We start from the raw sequence: 17,482 nt of genomic DNA, 5'->3' as shown, positions 1-17,482 counted from the left end.
GTCACGGTGCCACGACTGAGGATGATCTGACATGTAGTCAAATCCATGGGGCGAGCCGCCGGATGCTTCCTCGATGACCGACGGCGACCTGAAATTCCGTAATAAGTTGATTGCTGCTTCATGGGTGATCTGCGGCATACGGTCGTGTCAGCGCGGCCAACCCGCCTCCGCACGCACCCGCGAAGGAGCGCCACCCTGAACGCCCACGACGACGCCGACGGACCCCACCGCCCGCAACCCGGCCCCGAGCGGGAGCCCGGGCCGGCCCCGGCACCGCAGCCCTCCGCGGACAAGCCGGCCGCCGGACCTCCGCCACCGCTCCCGCAGCCCGAGCAGCCCGAGCAGCCCGACCAGCCCCCGGCGCCGCCGCGCGACCACACCGCGGAGGGACGGCGACCGGCCCCCCACGCGCCGACGCCCACAGCCCCCAAGCCCAGGGGATCTCGCCTGCGTGCCGCGCTCGCCGCAGGCCCCCCGCCCGGGCCCGCGCGCCCGGAGTTCTGGCGCAGCCCCTTGCGCGGCCCCTGGCTCACCTCGGTGTTCGGCCTGGTGCTGCTGCCCGGGATCACGGTGGTGTTCGTGACCGGGCTGCTGTCCTACGCCGCCTACAACCCCGACCTCGCCGCGGTCAACGACCAGACCCCGGACAAGGGCTGGCTCGGCTTCTACCTCTTCTCCTGGCCGACCAGCCCCAGCTGGCTGTACCGGCTGAACCAGGGGATCCACGTGACCCTCGGCATCGTGCTGGTCCCGGTCCTGCTGGCCAAGCTCTGGTCGGTCATCCCCAAGCTCTTCGCCTGGCCCCCGCTCCGCTCGCCGGCCCAGGCGGTCGAGCGCCTGTCGCTGCTGCTCCTGGTCGGCGGCGCGCTGTTCGAGTTCGCCACCGGCATCCTCAACATCCAGCTGCACTACATCTTCCCCGGCTCCTTCTACACCCTGCACTACTACGGTGCCTGGGTCTTCATCGGCGCCTTCGTCGTCCACGTGGTGTTCCGCGTCCCGGTCATGGTCCGGGCGCTGCGCAGCCGGCGCCTGCGCACCGAACTGCGCACGGGCGCCGCCGACACGCTGCCCGAGCCGCCCGACGGCACCGGTCTGGCCTCCCCGCGCCCCGCCCCCGCGACCCTCTCCCGGCGCGGAGCCCTCGCGCTGGTCGGTGCGGGCTCCCTCGCGCTGTTCGCGGTGACGGTCGGTCAGAGCATCGGCGGATGGTGGCGCAGGACCGCGCTGCTCGCCCCGCACGGCCAGGAGCCCGGCGACGGCCCGAACGGCTTCCAGATCAACAAGACCGCCGCCGCCGTCGGCATCCGCCCCGCCGACATCGGCCCCGACTGGCGGCTGACCGTCCGCGGCCCCGGCCGCGAAACCGTCCTCACCCTGGACCAGCTGAGGAGCCTGCCGCAGACCACCGCGGCCCTGCCCATCGCCTGCGTCGAGGGATGGTCCACCCCCGACCAGGACTGGACCGGCGTCCGGCTGACCGAGCTGGCCGCGCTCGTCGGCCTGACCGACAGCCCACCGGACGTCTTCGTGGAATCCGTCGAACGCGGCGGGTCCTTCTCCTCCACCGTCCTGCGCGACAACCAGGTCCGCGACGCCCGCTCCCTGCTGGCCCTGCGCGTCAACGGAGCCGACCTCTCGCCCGACCACGGCTACCCGGCCCGGATCATCGTTCCCGCCAACCCCGGTGTCCACAACACCAAATGGGTCACCCGCCTCACCTTCGGAGCCACCGGATGAAGCGCCGCAGCGGCCTCCGCGAGCGCTACGGCGCATCCCCCCTGCACCTGCTCCTCCTCCTGTGTTCCTTCGCCCTGGCCCTGTACGCCGGGATCCGCCTCCTCAAGGGCGATCCGCTCGGCGTCGTGATCTGGTTCGTCGGGGCCGCGCTGCTCCACGACCTGGTCCTGCTGCCGCTCTACACGCTCACCGACCGGGCCGCCCAGGCCCTGACGGGTGTCCGCCAGGCTCCCGCGGGCGGTACGCACCGGATGCCGGCGGTCAACTACGTCCGCGTCCCCGCGTTCCTCTCGCTGCTGCTGCTGGTCGTCTGGTACCCGCTCGTCCTGCGTCGCGTCCCCGGGTACCGCTCCGCCACCGGCCTGGACCCGGACGTCTTCCTCGGGCGCTGGCTGCTGCTGACCGCGGCGTTCTTCGCCGTCTCGGCGCTCTTCCTGCTCGCCGCGACGGCCCGGCGGGGACGGTCGCACAAGCCCCGCCGCGAGCCGGCGGCGCGGGGACGTTCGTGATCCGTAAGGCATGGTGCCCCGGTTCCGGCCCGGTCCGTTCCTAGAGTTGGCCGGGAGGCTGTTCCCGAGAAGAGAGGTGGACCGGGATGACGGTCGACCAGGACGTCCCGCCGAGCGCCGAGGTGGGCGTCATCGGTGGCTCCGGGCTCTACGAGCTGCTGGACGACGTGACCGAGGTACGGGTGGACACCCCGTACGGCGAACCGAGCGACGCGGTGTTCGTGGGAGAGGCGGCCGGCCGCCGGGTCGCGTTCCTACCCCGGCACGGGCGCGGCCACCGGCTTCCCCCGCACCGGATCAACTACCGCGCCAACCTGTGGGCGCTGCACACGCTGGGTGTGCGGCAGGTGGTCGCGCCGTGCGCGGTGGGCGGGCTGCGCCCGGAGTACGGGCCGGGCACGCTGCTGGTGCCCGACCAGTTCGTCGACCGGACCTCGGGGCGCCCGCAGACCTTCTACGACGGCCTGCCGCTGCCGGACGGCACGGTGCCGGAGGTAGTGCACGTGTCGATGGCCGACCCGTACTGCCCGGCGGGGCGGAAGGCGGCACTGGACGCCGCCCGGGAGGCGGCCTGGGAGCCGGTCGACGGCGGAACGCTGGTGGTGATCGAGGGCCCGCGCTTTTCCACCCGCGCCGAGTCCCGCTGGTTCACCGCCAACGGCTGGTCGGTGGTCGGCATGACGGGACATCCGGAGGCCGTCCTCGCCCGTGAACTCGGGCTCTGCTACGCCTCGCTGGCCCTGGTCACGGATCTCGACGCCGGGGTGGAGAGCGGCGCGGGCGTCACCCACGGCGAGGTGCTGAAGGAGTTCGCCCGCAACGTCGACCGGCTGCGCACCGTGCTGTTCAAGGCGGTGGAACGGCTGCCGCTGGTGCGCGAGTGCCCCTGCCCGCACGCCCTGGACGGTCTCACGACCGGTCTTCCGGGGGTCCCCGGCGTCTGACGCCCCACCCCGGCGAGGGAACGCCGGGGCCGCGAGACTTCATCACCGGGAGGTTGGGCAGGATGATCGACCGTACCGTTCCGTCCTGCGCGCTCGCGCTCGCGGCCCTGGTCAGCGCTCTGGCACTGACCGTCACCGACGGCGGCTTCGTGCCGCTCGCCGTCTGGTACCTCCTCGACACGGCCCTCTTCGCGGTCGCGGTGGTGCTGCTGCGCGGGGTGCCCGGCCGGCTGGTCGCGCCGCTGGTCCTGGCCGGCGCCGTGGCCGTCGCCGCCGTCGGGCTGCTGGCCCCACCCCGCACCAGCGACGACGCCTACCGCTACGTCTGGGACGGCCGGGTCCAGGCGGCCGGGATCTCGCCCTACGCCCACACCCCGGACGATCCGGCGCTGGCCCGGTTGCGTGACCCGGGGCTCTTCCCGGTCGGTGACGGCTGCACGGGCTGGGACGAGCGGCGCACCACGGCCGGGGACTGCACCCGGATCAACCGGCCGGCCGTGCACACCATCTATCCGCCGGTGGCACAGGTCTGGTTCGTCGTCGTGCACCCGTTCGGCGGCGGGGTCCGCGGGGTGCAGGCCGGCGGTGCGGTGCTGGCGGTGGCGACGACCGCCCTGCTGCTGAGGGTGGGGCGGGAGCGGTGGCGGGCCGCGTTGTGGGGGTGGTTCCCCGGCGTGGCCGTGTGGGCGGTCAACGACGCGCACGTGGACACGCTCGGAGCCCTGCTGACGGTCGCCGGACTCGGCTGCGCGGCGCGGGGGAGGGCCGTGCGAGGGGGGCTCCTCCTCGGCGGCGCGGTCGCGACCAAGCTGCTGCCGGCCCTCGTCCTCCCCGGCGCGCTGGCGGGCCTGTCGGCCCGGCGCCCTTCCCGGAAGGACGTCCTGCTGGTCGGATCCGCGCTCGGCGCCTTCGCCCTGTCCTACCTCCCGTACGTCGTGGCCTCGGGCGCCTCGGTCCTGGGCTACCTGCCGGGCTACCTGAAGGAGGAGGGCTACGAGCAGGGGCACATCGACCGGTTCGGGCTGCTGAGGCTGGTGCTGTCCGACCGCCTCGCGCCGTGGGCGGCGGCGTTCGTCCTGGCGGCCGTGGCGGTCCGGGTCCTCCGCCGGGGCGACCGGAGTGAGCCGTGGGCCGGCGCGCTCCTGGTGACGGGCACGGCGCTGCTGCTGGTCGCGCCCTCCTACCCCTGGTACGGGCTCCTGGTGGTCGCGCTGGTGGCGCTCGACGGCCGCTGGGAGTGGCTGGCCGTCCCGGCCGCCGGGCAGGCGCTCTACCTGGTGCAGGGCCCGGTGGCGCAGCAGTTCGCCTACGGCACGGCCCTGTGCGTCGTCCTCCTGGTCCCGCTGCTGCGCCAGCTCCGTACGGGGCGGGTCGCCGCCGTGGCGGGGGCCGGGAACTGACCGGCGGCCGAGCTAGGGCCTGTGTGATGTTGTGATCAGTTGGGTGGTCGCACGAGGTCGTCTATCCAGATCATGGAGGCGCGGAGGTGGAGGCCTGCGAGGTAGCTCTCGGGCTTCTTGTCGAACCGGGTGGCGATGCCCCGCCAGGCCTTCAGCCTGTTGATCAGGCGCTCGACGGTGTTCCGCTCCTTGTAGAGGTCGGTGTCGTGGTCGACGGGTCGGCCGCCCCTGCTGCCCTTCCGTTTCCGGCTGGCGGCCTGGTCCTTCTTCTCCGGGATGACGGCCTTGATGCCGCGTTTACGCAGGTAGGCGCGGTTGGCGCGGGACGAGTAGGCCTTGTCCGCGGCGACCGCGCCGGGCCGGGTGCGGGGCCGGCCGACGGGCAGGCGCACGCGCACCTTGTCGAGCACGGGGACGAACTGCGGGCTGTCTCCGGCCTGCCCGGCGGTCAGGACGAGTGCCAGCGGACGGCACCGGCGGTCGGCGGCGAGATGGACCTTGCTGGTCAGCCCGCCCCGTGACCTGCCGAGCTTGGCCTGCTTCAAACGGAGTTCGCGTCGCCGTCGGATGCGTCTGCGCTCGTCCTGTCCGTTCTGTTCCGGTGGCCCGCCCCCTTTTGCCGGGCCGTCTCCTGCTCGCGCGCGGCCTCCTCCAGGGCCTGCATGACATCGTCGTCGACGAGCATCCCGGCGGCGTCGTGGTGGGCCCGGACGGTCGTGGAGTCGACGCTGACCAACGACAGGTCCGCCTTCCCCTCGCGGGCGGCCGCGGCGATCAGGCCTTCGAGCAGGGCACTGAACACGCCGGCGTCCCGCCAGACCCGGAACCGGCCGAAGACCGTGGACCAGGGGCCGAACTCCTCGGGCATCTCCCGCCACTGGGCACTGGAGCGGAACCGCCAGATCACACCCTCGAACTGGTCACGAAGCCGTTCGGGGTAGGGCCCGAACCTGCCGATCGGCAGATATGGCTCGATCAAACTCCACTGCTCGTCGGTGAGTTGCCTGCGCGTCACATCCAACAGTCCTACCGGGTTCTGCCCCGGAGCGGGGCAGAACCCGAAGATTGATCACAACATCACACAGGCCCTAGGTGGCAGCGCCTTCGACGTTCCGGCGAACCCACTGGGCCAGGCGGGCGGGCGAGCCGAAGTTGTCGGGGTTGATCTCGTCGAGGTCGGCCGAGAAGCCGAACGCCTCCTCGATCCACACCACCACCTCCATGACGGCCGTGGAGTCCAGCACGTACGAGAGGTCCGTGTCCGCGGCGATGTCGTGACCCGGCCCCAGCTTCTCGGAGATGTGGCTGATGATCCGCTCTTCGATGGTGGTCATACGGGTGGCTGCCCTTCGTTCGATCACGAGTTCTCAGTCACTGGTTCTCAGCGGGCGGGCGCGGTGCGGCGGCGCAGGGTGAGGAAGCGTCGGCCGTGGGAGGTCCATCGTTCCGCTTCGACGAGCCCGGCGCCGTGGGCCCGTCGTGCGGCGGCCCTGGCGCCGAGGCGTGCCCAGGCGAAGGGCGGGCCGAGCCGGCCGTCCGGGCCCTCGACCCGGACGGTGACGCGTTCGTCGACCTCGCGCGGTTCGACCTCCACCAGCAACAGCCCGTCCGGCGCGATGAGTTCGGCTGCACGGCGCAGCAGGGCCTCCGGGTTCCCGCCGATGCCGAGGTTGCCGTCCGCCAGCAGGGCCGCACCCCAGCGGCCCTCGGCGGGGAGCCGGTCGAACACCGAGCGGCACAGGGCCGCGCCGCCGAGGCCGAGGGTGCGGGCGACGGCCGCCGGGGTGACGTCGACGCCGAGGGCCGGGACGCCCACGGCGAGGAGCGCGGCGACCAGCCGGCCGGGTCCGCAGCCGAGGTCCACGACCGGCGCCGACAGGTGGAAGCAGCGCATCAGGAGGCTGTGGTCGCCGCCGGCGGCCGGTGCGCACCAGCGTTCGATGTCGAGCGGGATCCGGCGTCCGTCGTCGCCGCGCAGCCACAGCGGACCGCGTCCGGTGCGGACGGCGTCGGCGAACGGGTCGTCGATCCATGCCGTCGAGGTGCCGGTCAACCCGCCACCTCGGGGACGGTGCGGAACGAGTGCAGGCGGGCGGCGAACCGGCTCCGCGGCGCCTGGGAGGCGACCAGCAGGGCGTCCTCGACGGTGTCCACGTCGGTGGCTTCGGGCAGGGTGCGCACCGTCAGGCCGGCCGCCCCGAGCCGGTCGAGGAGCGCCTGCCCCGTGTCCGGGGTCGACATCGGCACCCCGAGGAGGAGCCGGCGGGCGAGGTCCTCGGTCGGCCGGGCCAGGCCGAGGGCCCAGAAGCCGCCGTCGGTCGCGGGCCCGTACCAGGCGTCGGCCCCGGCCCGGCCCGCCGGGGAGAGCGGCTCGGCCAGGGTGGCCGCGCTGAGCTGCGGGGTGTCCATGCCGACCAGCAGCGCGGGCGCGTGCGGGGCCAGCCGGGCCGCGTGGCCGAAGGCCGCCGCCAGCCGGGCGTCCAGTCCGCCGCCGCTCTGCGGAAGCACCTGCCACCCGGGCGGCAGCCAGCGGCCCGGTTCGCCGTCCAGGACCAGCAGGCGCCGCCCGGCCGGCACGGTGGCCAGGGTGTGCAGGGTGTCGGAGAGCGCGGCCTCGGCCAGCGCCGCCGCCTGCTGGGGCGTGCAGGCCGGGGTGAGCCGGGTCTTCACCCGGCCCGGTACGGGCGACTTGGCGATGACCAGCAGGGTGGGCGGCGGGGCGGCGAGCACGGCCCGCATGTCCCGGATCGCCTGCCGGGTGCCGCGCACCGTGCCGGTGACCTTCGAACGGCCCGCGCGCGGCAGGTAGTCGACGGAGGTCTCGGTGATTCGCATGCCGGCGGCCGAGGCGGCGAGCACCATCTCCAGCGGGTATCCGGAGCGGCGGTCGCCCAGGCCGAGCGCCAGCAGGCGTTCCCGTCGGGCGGCCCGCATCGGGCCCAGGTCGTGCAGCGGGGCGCCGGTGCGGGCCCGCAGCCGGCGGGCCAGCACGGTGTTGGCGAGCCGTGCGTGCACGGGCCAGGCGCCCGTGCTCACCGGCCGGCGGCGGCCGAGGACGAGGTCCGCCGTGCCGTCGGTCACCGGAGCGGTGGCCCGGGGCAGTTGGGCGGGGTCGAGCGAGCCGTCGCAGTCCAGGAAGCAGACCAGCTCGGCGGTGGCGGCGAGGAGCCCGGCGTGGCAGGCGGCGCCGAACCCGCGCCGGGACTCCTCGACCACGGTCGCTCCGAGCGATCGGGCGAGTTCTGCCGAGCCGTCCCGCGAACCGTTGTCCACGACGATGGCCCGCCAGCCGGGCGGGATGCGCCCGAGCACCCAGGGCAGCGCCTCGGCCTCGTCGAGGCAGGGCAGGACGACATCGACACCGGACGAACGAGGGGTAGCGGAGGTCACGTCGGCCACGCTAAGGGCGGGTCGGCCCGGGACGGTGGTGCCGCAGCCTTACGGAAGCCGAACGTCGCGCCGACGGCCCACCGGGGAGCCGTCGGGGCCCGCGCCGGTGCGCGGACGGGTGTGCGGACGGGGCCCAGGATCTTACGGAGGTCGAACGGGGGGACGGCGGCGGCTTCCGCACCGGCGCCCGGCGCCTATTCTCGGCGGGGTGAACGAGCCCTCCGCCAACGAGCCCTCCGCCATCGCCGGGCCGTCGGCCGCCGGCCGCATCCTGGTGATCGACGACGACCCGACCGTGGCCGAGGTCGTCGCCGGCTACCTCACCCGGGCCGGCCACCACGTCGACCACGCCGCCGACGGTCCGCGGGGGCTCGCCCTCGCCCGGGCCCACCAGCCCGACCTCGTGGTCCTGGACCTGATGCTCCCGGGCATCGACGGCCTGGAGGTGCTGCGGCGGCTGCGCGGCCAGGCCGCCGGCGGTGAGCTGCCGGTCGTGCTGCTCACCGCCAGGAGTGACGAGGCCGACCGCGTCCTCGGCCTGGAGCTGGGCGCCGACGACTACGTCACCAAGCCGTTCAGTCCACGCGAACTCGTCCTGCGGGTCCAGTCGGTGCTGCGGCGCTCGCGCGTGGCGGCACCCGCGACGGGCGCCCCGGCCGGGCCCGTCCGCTCCGGGGACATCACCGTCGACGGGCCGGCCCGGCGCGCTCACCGTTGCGGGAGGGAACTGTCCCTGACCGCACGGGAGTTTGACCTGCTGGCCTTCCTCCTGCGGTTCCCCGGGACGGTGTTCTCCCGTCAGGAGCTGATGGCCCGCGTCTGGGGCTGGGACTTCGGCGACCTCTCCACCGTCACCGTCCATGTGCGGCGCCTGCGCGAGAAGATCGAGGACGATCCCGCCGCCCCGCGGATGATCAGCACGGTGTGGGGCGTCGGCTACCGCTACGACCCGGTGTCCGGTGCCGGGGAGGACCGCGGGTGAAGGACCTGCTGCTGATCGCCCTGTTCGCCGCGCTCGGCGCCGGCGGAGCGGGCCTGCTCGGCTGGCCGGCCGTCCGGCTGCTGCGCAGGCGCTCGATGGCGCTCTCGCTGTTCTGCGTCGCCGTCGTCACCGTGCTCGCGGTCGTCTCCGGCACCTTCGCCGTCGCGCAGGCCATGTTCCTCTCCGCCCACGACCTCGCTGTCGTGATAACGGTGCTCGCCATGGCCGCCGTCGTGTCCCTGGGCACCGCCGCCCTGCTGGGCCGACAGGTGGTCGCCGGCAGTCGGGCCCTGACGGCCGCCGCCCGGACCGTCGGCAGCGACACCGGCTTCACCGCGCCCGTCCACCCGCTGGGCCGCGAACTGGCCCAGCTGAGCGAGGAACTGTCCGCCACCAGCGCCCGGCTCGCCGAATCCCGGGGCCGCGAACAGGCCCTCGAACAGTCCCGGCGGGAGCTGGTCGCCTGGATCTCCCACGACCTGCGCACCCCGCTGGCCGGGCTGCGGGCGATGGCCGAGGCGCTGGAGGACGGCGTCGCCGAGGAGCCGGACCGCTACCTCCGGCGGATCCGCACCGAGGTCGAGCGGCTCACCGGGATGGTGGACGACCTCTTCGAACTCTCCCGCATCCAGGCCGGAACGCTCGCCCTCTCGCTCTCCCGGGTCTCCGTCTACGACCTGGTCGACGACGCGCTGGCCGGTGCCCACGCGCTGGCCCGGCAGCGCGGCGTCCGGCTCGAAGGCCGACAGGTGGAGCCCGAACCGGTCGAGGTCGACAGCCGCGAGATCACCCGGGTCCTGGGCAACCTGCTGGTCAACGCGATCCGCTCGACCCCTCAGGACGGCGTGGTCACGGTCTCCGCGCGGCGGGAGGCGGACGAGGTGCTGCTCTCGGTCACCGACGGCTGCGGGGGCATCCCCGCCCAGGACCTGACCCGGGTCTTCGAGACCGGCTGGCGTGGCACCGCGGCCCGCACGCCCAGGCCGGCCGATCCCGGCGGGCGGTCCGACCGGCCCGAGGCCGGCGGCAGCGGTGCCGGCCTGGGCCTCGCCATCGTCCGCGGCATCGTCGAGGCCCACGCCGGGCGGGCCCGCGTCCACAACGTGGCGGGCGGCTGCTGCTTCGAGATCGCCCTGCCGTCCGCCCGGAGCTGACCTCAGACCCGCAGCGGTGCGGCGGCGAACTCCGCCATGCCCCGGTCGAACGGGACGCGCGGCAGCCAGGCCAGTTCGGCGCGCAGCCGGTTCGAGTCGGCGGTGACGTGCCGTACGTCGCCGAGCCGGTACTCGCCGGTCACCGTCGGCGCCGGACCGCCGTGGGCCGCGGCCAGCGCGGCCGCCATCTCACCGATGGTGCGCACCTCGCCGCTGCCCACGTTGTACGCCCGGACGCTGCCCGGCGGCCGGTCGCCCACGGCGGCCAGCGCCGCGAGGTTGGCGGCGGCGACGTCCTCGACGTGGACGAAGTCCCGGCGCTGGCGGCCGTCCTCGAAGACCCGGGGCGCCTCGCCGCGGGCGAGGGCGGAGCGGAACAGCGACGCCACCCCCGCGTACGGGGTGTCGCGCGGCATCCCGGGGCCGTACACGTTGTGGTAACGCAGCGTCAGCACTGTTCCGCCGCAGGCGCGTGCCCAGGCGGCGGAGAGGTGTTCCTGCGCGAGCTTGGTCACCGCGTAGACGCTGCGCGGGTCGGCGGGTGCGCTCTCCGCGACCAGGCCCGGCCGCAGGGGAGCGCCGCAGACCGGGCACGGCGGCTCGAACCGTCCGGCGTCCAGGTCGGCGGGCCGCCGCGGCCCCGGTGCCACCTCGCCGTGCTCCGCACAGTGGTAACGCCCTTCCCCGTAGACCACCATGGATCCGGCCAGGACCAGCCGTCGGACGCCGGACCGCGCCATCGCGGCGAGGACCACCGCCGTGCCGAGGTCGTTGCAGCCGACGTAGTGCGGTGCGTCCTGGAGGTCCAGTCCCAGGCCGACCATCGCCGCCTGGTGGCAGACCGCGTCCACCCCGGCGAGCGCCTCCTCGACGGTCTCCGCGTCCCGGACGTCCCCGCGCCGGAAGTCGACACCCGCGGGCAGCGCGGGCGGGTTTCCGGTCGGATGGACCGCGGGCAGCAGGGCGTCCAGGACGCGCACGTGATGCCCGGCCGCGACCAGGGCGCGCACCACGGACGCGCCGATGAAGCCGGCACCGCCGGTGACCAGGATTCTCATGCCGCCGACGCTAGCGTCCGACCGGGCCCGCGGCCGGTCGACACGGGGCGGCGTCACGGACCGGTAAGACGCGCACTCCCGGGCCCGCCGAAGGCGAGGACGCCGTCCTCGATCGGGTCGGACAGCAGGACCTTCCGGTCGTGGTGGTAGTCCATCACCATCCGCCAGGGGAACTCGCGCCCCTGGCGCGGCATGACGTCCTTCGCCCGCCGGATGTAGCCCGAGGTCAGCTCGTCGACCACGCCCGCGTCGGTCGCGTTGGCCGCGTGGTCGACGGGCACGGCGACGGTGCGGCCGGTGGCGTCCAGGTGCCTGAGCAGGCGCACCAGGTAGGCGGCGGCGAGGTCGACCTTCAGGGTCCACGAGGCGTTGGTGTAGCCGAAGACCCAGGCCAGGTTGGGGATGCCCTCGAGCATGACGCTCTTGTAGGTGCAGACGTCGTGCAGGTCGCGCGGTTCGCCGTCGACGCTGATCGTGGCGCCGCCGAAGGCCTGGAGGTTCAGGCCGGTGGCGGTGACGACGACGTCCGCGGCGAGTTCCCGGCCGGAGGCGAGCCTGATGCCGGTGGGGGTGAAGGTCTCGACGGTGTCGGTGACGACGTCGGCGCGGCCCTCCCGGAGCACCCGGAAGAGGTCGCCGTCGGGGACGGCGCACAGCCGCTCGTCCCACGGGTCGTAGGCCGGGCTGAAGTGGGTCATGTCGATGCGCGGGCCGACCGCCCGGCGCACCCCGGCCAGCAGCATCCTGCGCGTCGCGCGGGGGAAGCGCCGGGCGGTCCGGAAGAGGGCGCGCTGCAGGCCGATGTTGCGTCGGCGGGTCATCCTGGCGACCAGCGGGCCGGGCAGGAACCGCTGCTGCCAGGCGGTGATCCGGTCGACCGAGGGCACCGAGAAGACGTACGAGGGCGAGCGCTGGAGCATCGTCACATGGGCCGCCCTGTCGGCCAGCGCCGGGACGAGCGTGACGGCGGTCGCGCCGCTGCCGATCACGACGACCCGCTTCCCGGTGTGGTCGAAGTCCCGCGGCCAGTGCTGCGGGTGGATCCGCACGCCCTCGAACCGCTCGGCGCCGGGGAACTCGGGCAGGTGGCCCCGGTCGTAGTCGTAGTAGCCGGTGCAGGTGACGAGGAAGGAGCAGACCCAGGTCTCCCGCTCGCCGGTCGCCTCGCGCAGCGCGGTCACCGTCCACCGCTGGTGCTCGCTCGACCAGTCGGCGGCCAGCACCCGCAGTCCGTGGTGGATCGCCTTGTCGACGCCGTACTCGCGGGCGGTGGCGGTCACGTAGTCGCGGATCGACTCGCCGTCGGCGAGCACCCTGGTCCCGTTCCAGGGGCGGAACCGGTAGCCGAAGGAGAACATGTCGGAGTCCGAGCGGACGCCCGGGTAGCGGAACAGGTCCCAGGTGCCGCCGATGCCGGGGCGGCGCTCCAGGATCGCGAAGTCACGGCCGGGGAGCTCCCGGCGCAGGCGGCAGGCGACGCCGATGCCGGCGACTCCGGCGCCGATGACGAGGACGTCGGTGCGGTGTGTGGTCATGGGTCCACTGTCGTGGTTCGCGGGGCGGCCGTACCGTCTTTTCCCGACAAGCTTTCGGCATTGCGCGACAGGGGCGGGCGACGGGCAGTCCCATCCGGGCCACCTCGGTCCGTCGCCGGCTCCGCGACCTGCGCGCAGGACGGTTCCACCGGCGGCGGCCCGGACCGTGTGAGTGGCCCGGGCCGTGTGGGCGGTCCGTGTCGGTTCGAACGGCGGCGGTGCGGCGAGGGGTCCCGCCGGCGGGTGGGACCCCTGCGGGTAAGTCAGTCGGTTGCCTCCGCTGTCGGTCGGATGGCGATCGCGTCGATCTCGAAGAGCATCCCGGGCAGGGCGAGCGAGGCGACTCCGCTGAGTGTCTGTGCGGGCAGTCGGTCGCCCCAGGCGCCGGCGAGGGCTTTGCCGAGGACGGCGAGCTTCTGCGGGTCGTGGTCGACGATGTACGAGCCGAGGCGGACCACGTGCTCGAAGCCGAGGCCGACTCCGGCGAGCGCGGTGCGCAGGTTGGCGAGGGCGAGTTCCACCTGGGCGGCGAAGTCGCCGGGCACGACCTGGCCGTCGGCGTCGGAGGCGTACTGGCCGCCGATGAACACCGGTTCGCCGGGTGCGGAGGCGGCGTGGCTGTAGCCGAACGGCGTCGGGTCGTGCAGGCCGGGCGGGTTGGTGATGGTGCGGGTGTCGGTCACGGGGTTCCTCTCCTGGTGTCGGGCCGGGCTCGTTGCCGGGCGGTCTACGGCTCGGACCGGGCGGCTTCCTCCCGGGCGTCGCGCCAACTCGGCGACTCCAGGAAGTGGTTGTCGAAGAGGTCCTGCTTGGCGAGCAGTTCCTCGACCGTCGCCTCGCCCGCGCGGATCCGCTCCAGGAGGCGGAAGTAGTCGAAGCGTTCCACGCCGGGGGTGATCACTATCAGTAGGTCCGCCCCGGAGTCCGGCGCGGCCGCGAAGGCGTGCGGCAGGTGGGGCGGTACCACCACGAGGTCGCCGCCGCGGGCGGTGACCACCTCGTTCCCGACGAGCACCTGGGCCGAGCCGTCGACGACGAAGAACAGCTCCGAGGAGCCCCCGTGGTAGTGCGGGGTGGCGCCGTCCTTGCCGCGCCCCAGCGTGACGCGCAGGGTGCTCAGGGCGCCGCCGGTGGCGCTGGAGTCCGCCAGCAGCCGCCCCTGGCCGCCGAGCATCGAGACGGTCTCGGCTTCGTCGCCCCGCACGACCACGGCTTCCGGTCCGATCAACGTCATTGGTCTCTCCCCACGGTGAGCACTCCGATAGTTCCTCAGCTGATAGTACTACGTCTAACTATCTCCCATCGAATAACATTCCCCCATGGATCACGTGGACGTCATGCTCGACCAGTGGAGCCGGGAGCGCCCGGACCTCGACCTGGCGGCGGTCGGCACCGTCGGCCGCCTCGGCCGTTTCGCGCTGCTCGCCGGCCGGGTCGTCGAAGAGGTGTTCAAGCAACACGGCCTCCAGCGCGGCGAGTTCGACGTTCTCGCCACCCTGCGCCGCTCCGGCGCGCCGTACGAACTGATGCCCTCCGAACTCGCCGCGCTGCTGCTGATGTCACGGGCCGGCATGACCAGCCGGATCGACCGGCTGGCATCGGCGGGCCTGGTGGAACGCCGCACCGACCCGGCGGACCGGCGCAGCGTCCGCATCGCCCTCACCGCGGCCGGACGCGCCCTCGTGGACGCCGCCTTCACCGACCACGCGGCCAACGAGACCGCGCTGCTCTCCGCCCTCTCGGGCGAGGAACGGGCCACCCTGGACGGGCTCCTGCGCAAACTGCTCGCTGACGTCGAGGGCACGGAGACCCCGGCACCCTGACAGCCCCGCCCGACGCCCCCACCCGAGGTCCAGCCACCCGCGACCGCTCCGGGACGCCGTCGGCCGCCGTACAAGAGGAACGCGTACGGCGGCCGACACCCGGTGCGGTGTGCCGTCCGTGACGACTGCCGCACCCTGACGTACTCCGCTTCCGACGCGTCCCGTCCGGGATCCTCCCGCCGTGCATTCACCGGCGTGGCGGGCCCGACCGTGGTGCCGGCGCCCAGCGTCGAGCCCGGCGGCACGATGCTGCGCGGGCCGGTGGTGGCGCCCGCCCGCACCCGCAAGGCCTGGTCCCTCCGACCAGGGCGTGTCTCAGAAGTGGATCAACAGCCGCTTCACTCCTGACGAAGCGAAGCGAGCCAGCTCGCGTCCTGGAACTCGGCCGGGAGCTGGTCTTCCCATGGATCGATCCCGCGACGCTCCAGTTCGTCGAACCAGCGATCCCGCTGGGACTCGGGGAGGCGCTGTCCACACCACGGGCAAAAGTCGATCCTGATGATCGATGCACCACCGTCGTGGATGATCAACCCGTAGTCCTGGAACTTGGTGCTGAAGCGAATCAGCGCGTCCGGGCAGGCGAAGGGGTCGTCGTGCTGGTCGCAGTGCCAGTTCACCTGGCCCGTCATCGCCTCGCAGCAGTGGTCGGTCATAGCCTTGGCTCCTCATCGATCAGCAGGACGATCGGAAGTAGATCACGGCCTGAGATGATCTTCGGATGGGGCGGGGAGATCTGACGAACGCGCAGTGGGCGAGGCTGGCGGCGATGTTGCCGGCAAGCAAGAAGCCAGGACGGCCTCCGGTCTGGTCAAGCGGCAGCTGATCGACGGCATACGGTGGGGGCGGTACGGGTGCGCCGTGGCGGGACGTGCCCGCCCGGTACGGCGAGTGGGGGACGGTCTACGGGCTCTTCCGCCGCTGGCAGCGCGACGGCACGGGGCCCGAATCCTCACCGGTCCCCGCGGACCGGGTCCGCAGCCGGAGGAAGCTCGGTTCTCACGGCGGTCGGCCACCCACGTTCTGCACGACCGACTACCGCGGGCGCCGCGCGGTGTCCCGGAGTCGGGTGCCCGTCAGGCCCGGAGGACCGCCTTCCCCCGGATCGCAGCGTCCGACTGATCGTCATCTCCCGTGCCTTAACGTCGACTTTCCCCTTCCTTGCGTGAGAACGGGGCGGGGATCCTGCTGTGCGGCAGGCTCCCCGCCCCGCTGCGGAGGGTCGGGCTTCGGCTGGCGGCTACCCCCTGCGGCGGCGCCGCGTCCTGGGCCCGGAGACCCTGTGCCACGAGTAGCGGCGCGGGACCGGATCCGGTGAAACCGATCCAGCCGATCCGGCCGTCAGCCGTCAGCCGATCGGTCCGAGGAGGAAGTTGCCCGGCGCGGAGGGGTCGTCGCTGAGGTAGAACTCGATGATCGCCTCGCGGAACTCGTCGAGGCTGATCACCCCGTTCCCGTCCCGGTCCAGCCGTGGGAACGCCTGCTCGGAGTGCACGCGGGGCACGCCCAGCTGCTCGTACATGTGGACGTACTCCTCCTTGCTGAGGACGCCGTCGCCGTTGGTGTCGTAGGCGTTCAGCAGGGCGTCGGCGATCGCCAGCACCGTGCCCTCGAAGTGCGCGGGCGTGGTCACGTCGGCCTTCATGACGGTGAGGAACTCCTGGCGCGAGACCTGTCCGTCGCCGTCGGTGTCCCCGTGCTCCAGCAGGAGGTCCCACCAGCGCGCGAAGGCGTCGTGCAGGGCCCGGATGGTGGCCTGGTCGTCCCTGGTCGCGGTCCGGGCGAACACGTCGGCGGTGCCGCGCAGGTCCTCCTGGGACAGCTGTCCGTCCCCGTTCAGGTCGAACCAGTCGAACAGGGTGTTGAACTTCTTGCTCTTCACGGCCGACGTCATGTGGTCCTCGATTCCCTGGCCGCGCGGGCGGCGTGCGGCGGCATGCGGCGAACGGTAGAAGGGGCGCTCCGGGGGACGCCCCCGCAACGCGGGGAAGCCACCGTCGCGGGTGACGGCGGGAGGGCGGCGGTGCGCCAGGTGGCTCAGCCCGGCCCGGTGAGGGCGTGGAGGGGGACCTCGACGCGCTGGTCGTGCTTGTCGACGAGCCAGCGGTCGATGTCCAACAGCCACCAGCGGTCGACCTCGACAGTGTAGAAGCGGCGGGGGCCCGAACCCCGGAAGTCGGATGCGGGCAGGAGCCATTCGCTCCGCACGGCGGGATCGGGGAAGTTCAACTCGTAGTAGAGCCGGTGGTGTTCCGCCACGCCCTGGTCGTCGGTGGCGCGGCAGGTGCCGGTGAACTGGGCCCCGTCCAGGCCGAGTCCGGGCAAGCCGGTCAGGTAGAGCGAGCCCGCGACGCGGGGGTGGCAGCCGATGTTGCGGGAGTGCAGGGCGGTGCGCAGCGAGTAGTAGAGCAGCCGCAAGGGGGCGCCGGGAGCGCGCAGCGGCACGAAGTTGACGGTGGAGGCCCACGGTTCGGTGCCGTCGGTGGTGGCCAGGGTCATGAACCGGGCGTGGGTGAGCAGGTGCCCGCTGCGGCGCAGGAGTTCGTCGGGGCCGGTCACGGGGTGCGTCCCGGTGCGGGGGTGCGGTCGAAGCCGAGGGGGACCGGGGGGTCGCTGAGCAGGGTGGCGTCCAGCAGGGTCCACCAGCGGGTCTGTTCGGTGCGGCGGTGTTCCCAGGCCGGGTCGCGGCCGCGGTCGGCGACCTGGCGGCGGTAGCGGCCCCAGCCGGCTTCGTCGGCGAAGCTGACGGTGTGTTCGATGGTGTGGACGTGGGCGCCGACGGTGCGTACCGCCCACCGGGTGCGCAGGACGGTGTCGAGTCCGTCGTAGTACCAGGACTCGCGGGCGCGGACCCACTCCCAGAAGGCGTGCGGGTCCGTCTCCGCGTCCGGCGCGGGCTGGATCAGGTAGACCAGGTGCAGCACGGCGGGTCTCCTTCCGATGTCGGCGG

At 73.5% G+C, this 17,482-nt stretch carries 18 protein-coding genes and 3 pseudogenes; 8 read left to right on the top strand and 13 right to left on the bottom strand.

Annotation, left to right across the window (positions count from 1 at the left end):
• Positions 1 to 447 precede the first annotated feature (447 nt).
• The 4 genes from ACLWS4_RS26625 (at position 448) to ACLWS4_RS26610 (ending at position 4,593) form a co-directional block, all read left to right on the top strand.
• Entirely contained in the window at positions 448 to 1,740 is a 1,293-nt protein-coding gene (locus ACLWS4_RS26625) for a molybdopterin-dependent oxidoreductase (protein WP_416875436.1), read from the top strand.
• A complete protein-coding gene (locus ACLWS4_RS26620) occupies positions 1,737 to 2,249 on the top strand; it encodes a hypothetical protein (RefSeq protein WP_416875397.1) in 513 nt (170 codons plus the stop codon). Before ACLWS4_RS26625 ends, ACLWS4_RS26620 begins: the two co-directional genes overlap by 4 nt.
• An 86-nt stretch (positions 2,250 to 2,335) precedes the next feature.
• Positions 2,336 to 3,193: an S-methyl-5'-thioadenosine phosphorylase gene (locus ACLWS4_RS26615; RefSeq protein WP_049658829.1), complete on the top strand. Its 858-nt coding sequence runs from the start codon at positions 2,336 to 2,338 to the stop codon at positions 3,191 to 3,193.
• Positions 3,194 to 3,255: 62 nt separating this feature from the next.
• The gene (locus ACLWS4_RS26610; protein ID WP_416875396.1) at positions 3,256 to 4,593 is read left to right on the top strand and encodes a glycosyltransferase 87 family protein; all 1,338 of its coding nucleotides are present in this window, start codon (positions 3,256 to 3,258) and stop codon (positions 4,591 to 4,593) included.
• A 35-nt stretch (positions 4,594 to 4,628) separates the two neighbouring features.
• On the opposite strand, the pseudogene ACLWS4_RS26605 reads toward ACLWS4_RS26610, so the two are convergent.
• From ACLWS4_RS26605 to ACLWS4_RS26585, 5 genes and pseudogenes are all read right to left on the bottom strand, one after another.
• A pseudogene (locus tag ACLWS4_RS26605) lies at positions 4,629 to 5,608 on the bottom strand (IS5 family transposase).
• A gap of 73 nt (positions 5,609 to 5,681) precedes the next feature.
• A complete protein-coding gene (locus ACLWS4_RS26600; protein WP_416875395.1) occupies positions 5,682 to 5,927 on the bottom strand; it encodes an acyl carrier protein in 246 nt (81 codons plus the stop codon).
• A 47-nt stretch (positions 5,928 to 5,974) separates the two neighbouring features.
• A complete protein-coding gene (locus ACLWS4_RS26595; protein WP_049658826.1) occupies positions 5,975 to 6,646 on the bottom strand; it encodes a methyltransferase domain-containing protein in 672 nt (223 codons plus the stop codon).
• On the bottom strand, positions 6,643 to 7,101 hold the full coding sequence (locus ACLWS4_RS26590; RefSeq protein WP_416875435.1) for a TIGR04282 family arsenosugar biosynthesis glycosyltransferase: 459 nt from the start codon (positions 7,099 to 7,101) through the stop codon (positions 6,643 to 6,645). Before ACLWS4_RS26590 ends, ACLWS4_RS26595 begins: the two co-directional genes overlap by 4 nt.
• 168 nt (positions 7,102 to 7,269) lie before the next feature.
• Positions 7,270 to 7,992 (bottom strand): annotated as a pseudogene (locus tag ACLWS4_RS26585) (glycosyltransferase family 2 protein); the annotation flags it as partial.
• A 199-nt stretch (positions 7,993 to 8,191) separates the two neighbouring features.
• Between ACLWS4_RS26585 and ACLWS4_RS26580 the strand changes: the two are divergent.
• Together ACLWS4_RS26580 and ACLWS4_RS26575 are read left to right on the top strand one after the other, a co-directional pair.
• Positions 8,192 to 8,965: a response regulator transcription factor gene (locus tag ACLWS4_RS26580; protein WP_049650449.1), complete on the top strand. Its 774-nt coding sequence runs from the start codon at positions 8,192 to 8,194 to the stop codon at positions 8,963 to 8,965.
• Complete coding sequence (locus ACLWS4_RS26575; protein ID WP_416875394.1) at positions 8,962 to 10,119, top strand: sensor histidine kinase; 1,158 nt, start codon at positions 8,962 to 8,964, stop codon at positions 10,117 to 10,119. The genes ACLWS4_RS26580 and ACLWS4_RS26575 overlap by 4 nt, the downstream gene beginning before the upstream one ends.
• Before the next feature lie 2 nt (positions 10,120 to 10,121).
• Here the strand turns inward: ACLWS4_RS26575 and ACLWS4_RS26570 are convergent, their stop codons facing one another.
• The 4 genes from ACLWS4_RS26570 to ACLWS4_RS26555 all read right to left on the bottom strand — a co-directional run bounded on the left by ACLWS4_RS26570 (position 10,122) and on the right by ACLWS4_RS26555 (position 13,946).
• A complete protein-coding gene (locus tag ACLWS4_RS26570; RefSeq protein WP_416875393.1) occupies positions 10,122 to 11,177 on the bottom strand; it encodes an NAD-dependent epimerase/dehydratase family protein in 1,056 nt (351 codons plus the stop codon).
• 53 nt (positions 11,178 to 11,230) lie between these two features.
• Entirely contained in the window at positions 11,231 to 12,712 is a 1,482-nt protein-coding gene (locus tag ACLWS4_RS26565) for a flavin-containing monooxygenase (protein WP_416875392.1), read from the bottom strand.
• A 263-nt stretch (positions 12,713 to 12,975) separates the two neighbouring features.
• Complete coding sequence (locus ACLWS4_RS26560) at positions 12,976 to 13,395, bottom strand: RidA family protein (RefSeq protein ID WP_416875391.1); 420 nt, start codon at positions 13,393 to 13,395, stop codon at positions 12,976 to 12,978.
• Positions 13,396 to 13,439: 44 nt separating this feature from the next.
• Entirely contained in the window at positions 13,440 to 13,946 is a 507-nt protein-coding gene (locus tag ACLWS4_RS26555) for a cupin domain-containing protein (protein ID WP_416875390.1), read from the bottom strand.
• Positions 13,947 to 14,031: 85 nt separating this feature from the next.
• Between ACLWS4_RS26555 and ACLWS4_RS26550 the strand changes: the two genes are divergently transcribed.
• Complete coding sequence (locus tag ACLWS4_RS26550) at positions 14,032 to 14,535, top strand: MarR family winged helix-turn-helix transcriptional regulator (RefSeq protein ID WP_416875389.1); 504 nt, start codon at positions 14,032 to 14,034, stop codon at positions 14,533 to 14,535.
• 338 nt (positions 14,536 to 14,873) lie between these two features.
• On the opposite strand, the gene ACLWS4_RS26545 is transcribed toward ACLWS4_RS26550, so the two are convergent.
• On the bottom strand, positions 14,874 to 15,188 hold the full coding sequence (locus ACLWS4_RS26545) for a DUF6980 family protein (protein ID WP_074003347.1): 315 nt from the start codon (positions 15,186 to 15,188) through the stop codon (positions 14,874 to 14,876).
• A 206-nt stretch (positions 15,189 to 15,394) separates the two neighbouring features.
• Here ACLWS4_RS26545 and ACLWS4_RS26540 point away from each other — a divergent pair.
• Positions 15,395 to 15,850, top strand: a pseudogene (locus tag ACLWS4_RS26540) (hypothetical protein); the annotation flags it as partial.
• Between the two features lie 30 nt (positions 15,851 to 15,880).
• Here ACLWS4_RS26540 and ACLWS4_RS26535 read toward each other — a convergent pair.
• The 3 genes from ACLWS4_RS26535 to ACLWS4_RS26525 form a co-directional block, all read right to left on the bottom strand.
• Entirely contained in the window at positions 15,881 to 16,426 is a 546-nt protein-coding gene (locus ACLWS4_RS26535; protein ID WP_380776974.1) for an EF-hand domain-containing protein, read from the bottom strand.
• Between the two features lie 143 nt (positions 16,427 to 16,569).
• A complete protein-coding gene (locus tag ACLWS4_RS26530) occupies positions 16,570 to 17,091 on the bottom strand; it encodes a pyridoxamine 5'-phosphate oxidase family protein (RefSeq protein WP_380776973.1) in 522 nt (173 codons plus the stop codon).
• Positions 17,088 to 17,456, bottom strand: a complete 369-nt coding sequence (locus ACLWS4_RS26525; protein ID WP_416875388.1) for a hypothetical protein — start codon at positions 17,454 to 17,456, stop codon at positions 17,088 to 17,090. Before ACLWS4_RS26525 ends, ACLWS4_RS26530 begins: the two co-directional genes overlap by 4 nt.
• Positions 17,457 to 17,482 lie beyond the last annotated feature (26 nt).

This window comes from Kitasatospora sp. SC0581, assembly GCF_048159585.1.
Lineage (GTDB): Bacteria > Actinomycetota > Actinomycetes > Streptomycetales > Streptomycetaceae > Kitasatospora.
The sequence above is the reverse complement of the archived record's forward strand: the minus strand, read 5'-3'. Positions and strand labels throughout refer to the sequence as shown.

Coding starts and splice junctions, on each gene's coding strand:
- ACLWS4_RS26545 (WP_074003347.1), bottom strand. CDS start 15,188: ATGACCGACCACTGCTGCGAGGCGATGACGGGCCAGGTGAACTGGCAC.
- ACLWS4_RS26535 (WP_380776974.1), bottom strand. CDS start 16,426: ATGACGTCGGCCGTGAAGAGCAAGAAGTTCAACACCCTGTTCGACTGG.
- ACLWS4_RS26610 (WP_416875396.1), top strand. CDS start 3,256: ATGATCGACCGTACCGTTCCGTCCTGCGCGCTCGCGCTCGCGGCCCTG.
- ACLWS4_RS26620 (WP_416875397.1), top strand. CDS start 1,737: ATGAAGCGCCGCAGCGGCCTCCGCGAGCGCTACGGCGCATCCCCCCTG.
- ACLWS4_RS26550 (WP_416875389.1), top strand. CDS start 14,032: ATGGATCACGTGGACGTCATGCTCGACCAGTGGAGCCGGGAGCGCCCG.
- ACLWS4_RS26555 (WP_416875390.1), bottom strand. CDS start 13,946: ATGACGTTGATCGGACCGGAAGCCGTGGTCGTGCGGGGCGACGAAGCC.
- ACLWS4_RS26600 (WP_416875395.1), bottom strand. CDS start 5,927: ATGACCACCATCGAAGAGCGGATCATCAGCCACATCTCCGAGAAGCTG.
- ACLWS4_RS26565 (WP_416875392.1), bottom strand. CDS start 12,712: ATGACCACACACCGCACCGACGTCCTCGTCATCGGCGCCGGAGTCGCC.
- ACLWS4_RS26615 (WP_049658829.1), top strand. CDS start 2,336: ATGACGGTCGACCAGGACGTCCCGCCGAGCGCCGAGGTGGGCGTCATC.
- ACLWS4_RS26570 (WP_416875393.1), bottom strand. CDS start 11,177: ATGAGAATCCTGGTCACCGGCGGTGCCGGCTTCATCGGCGCGTCCGTG.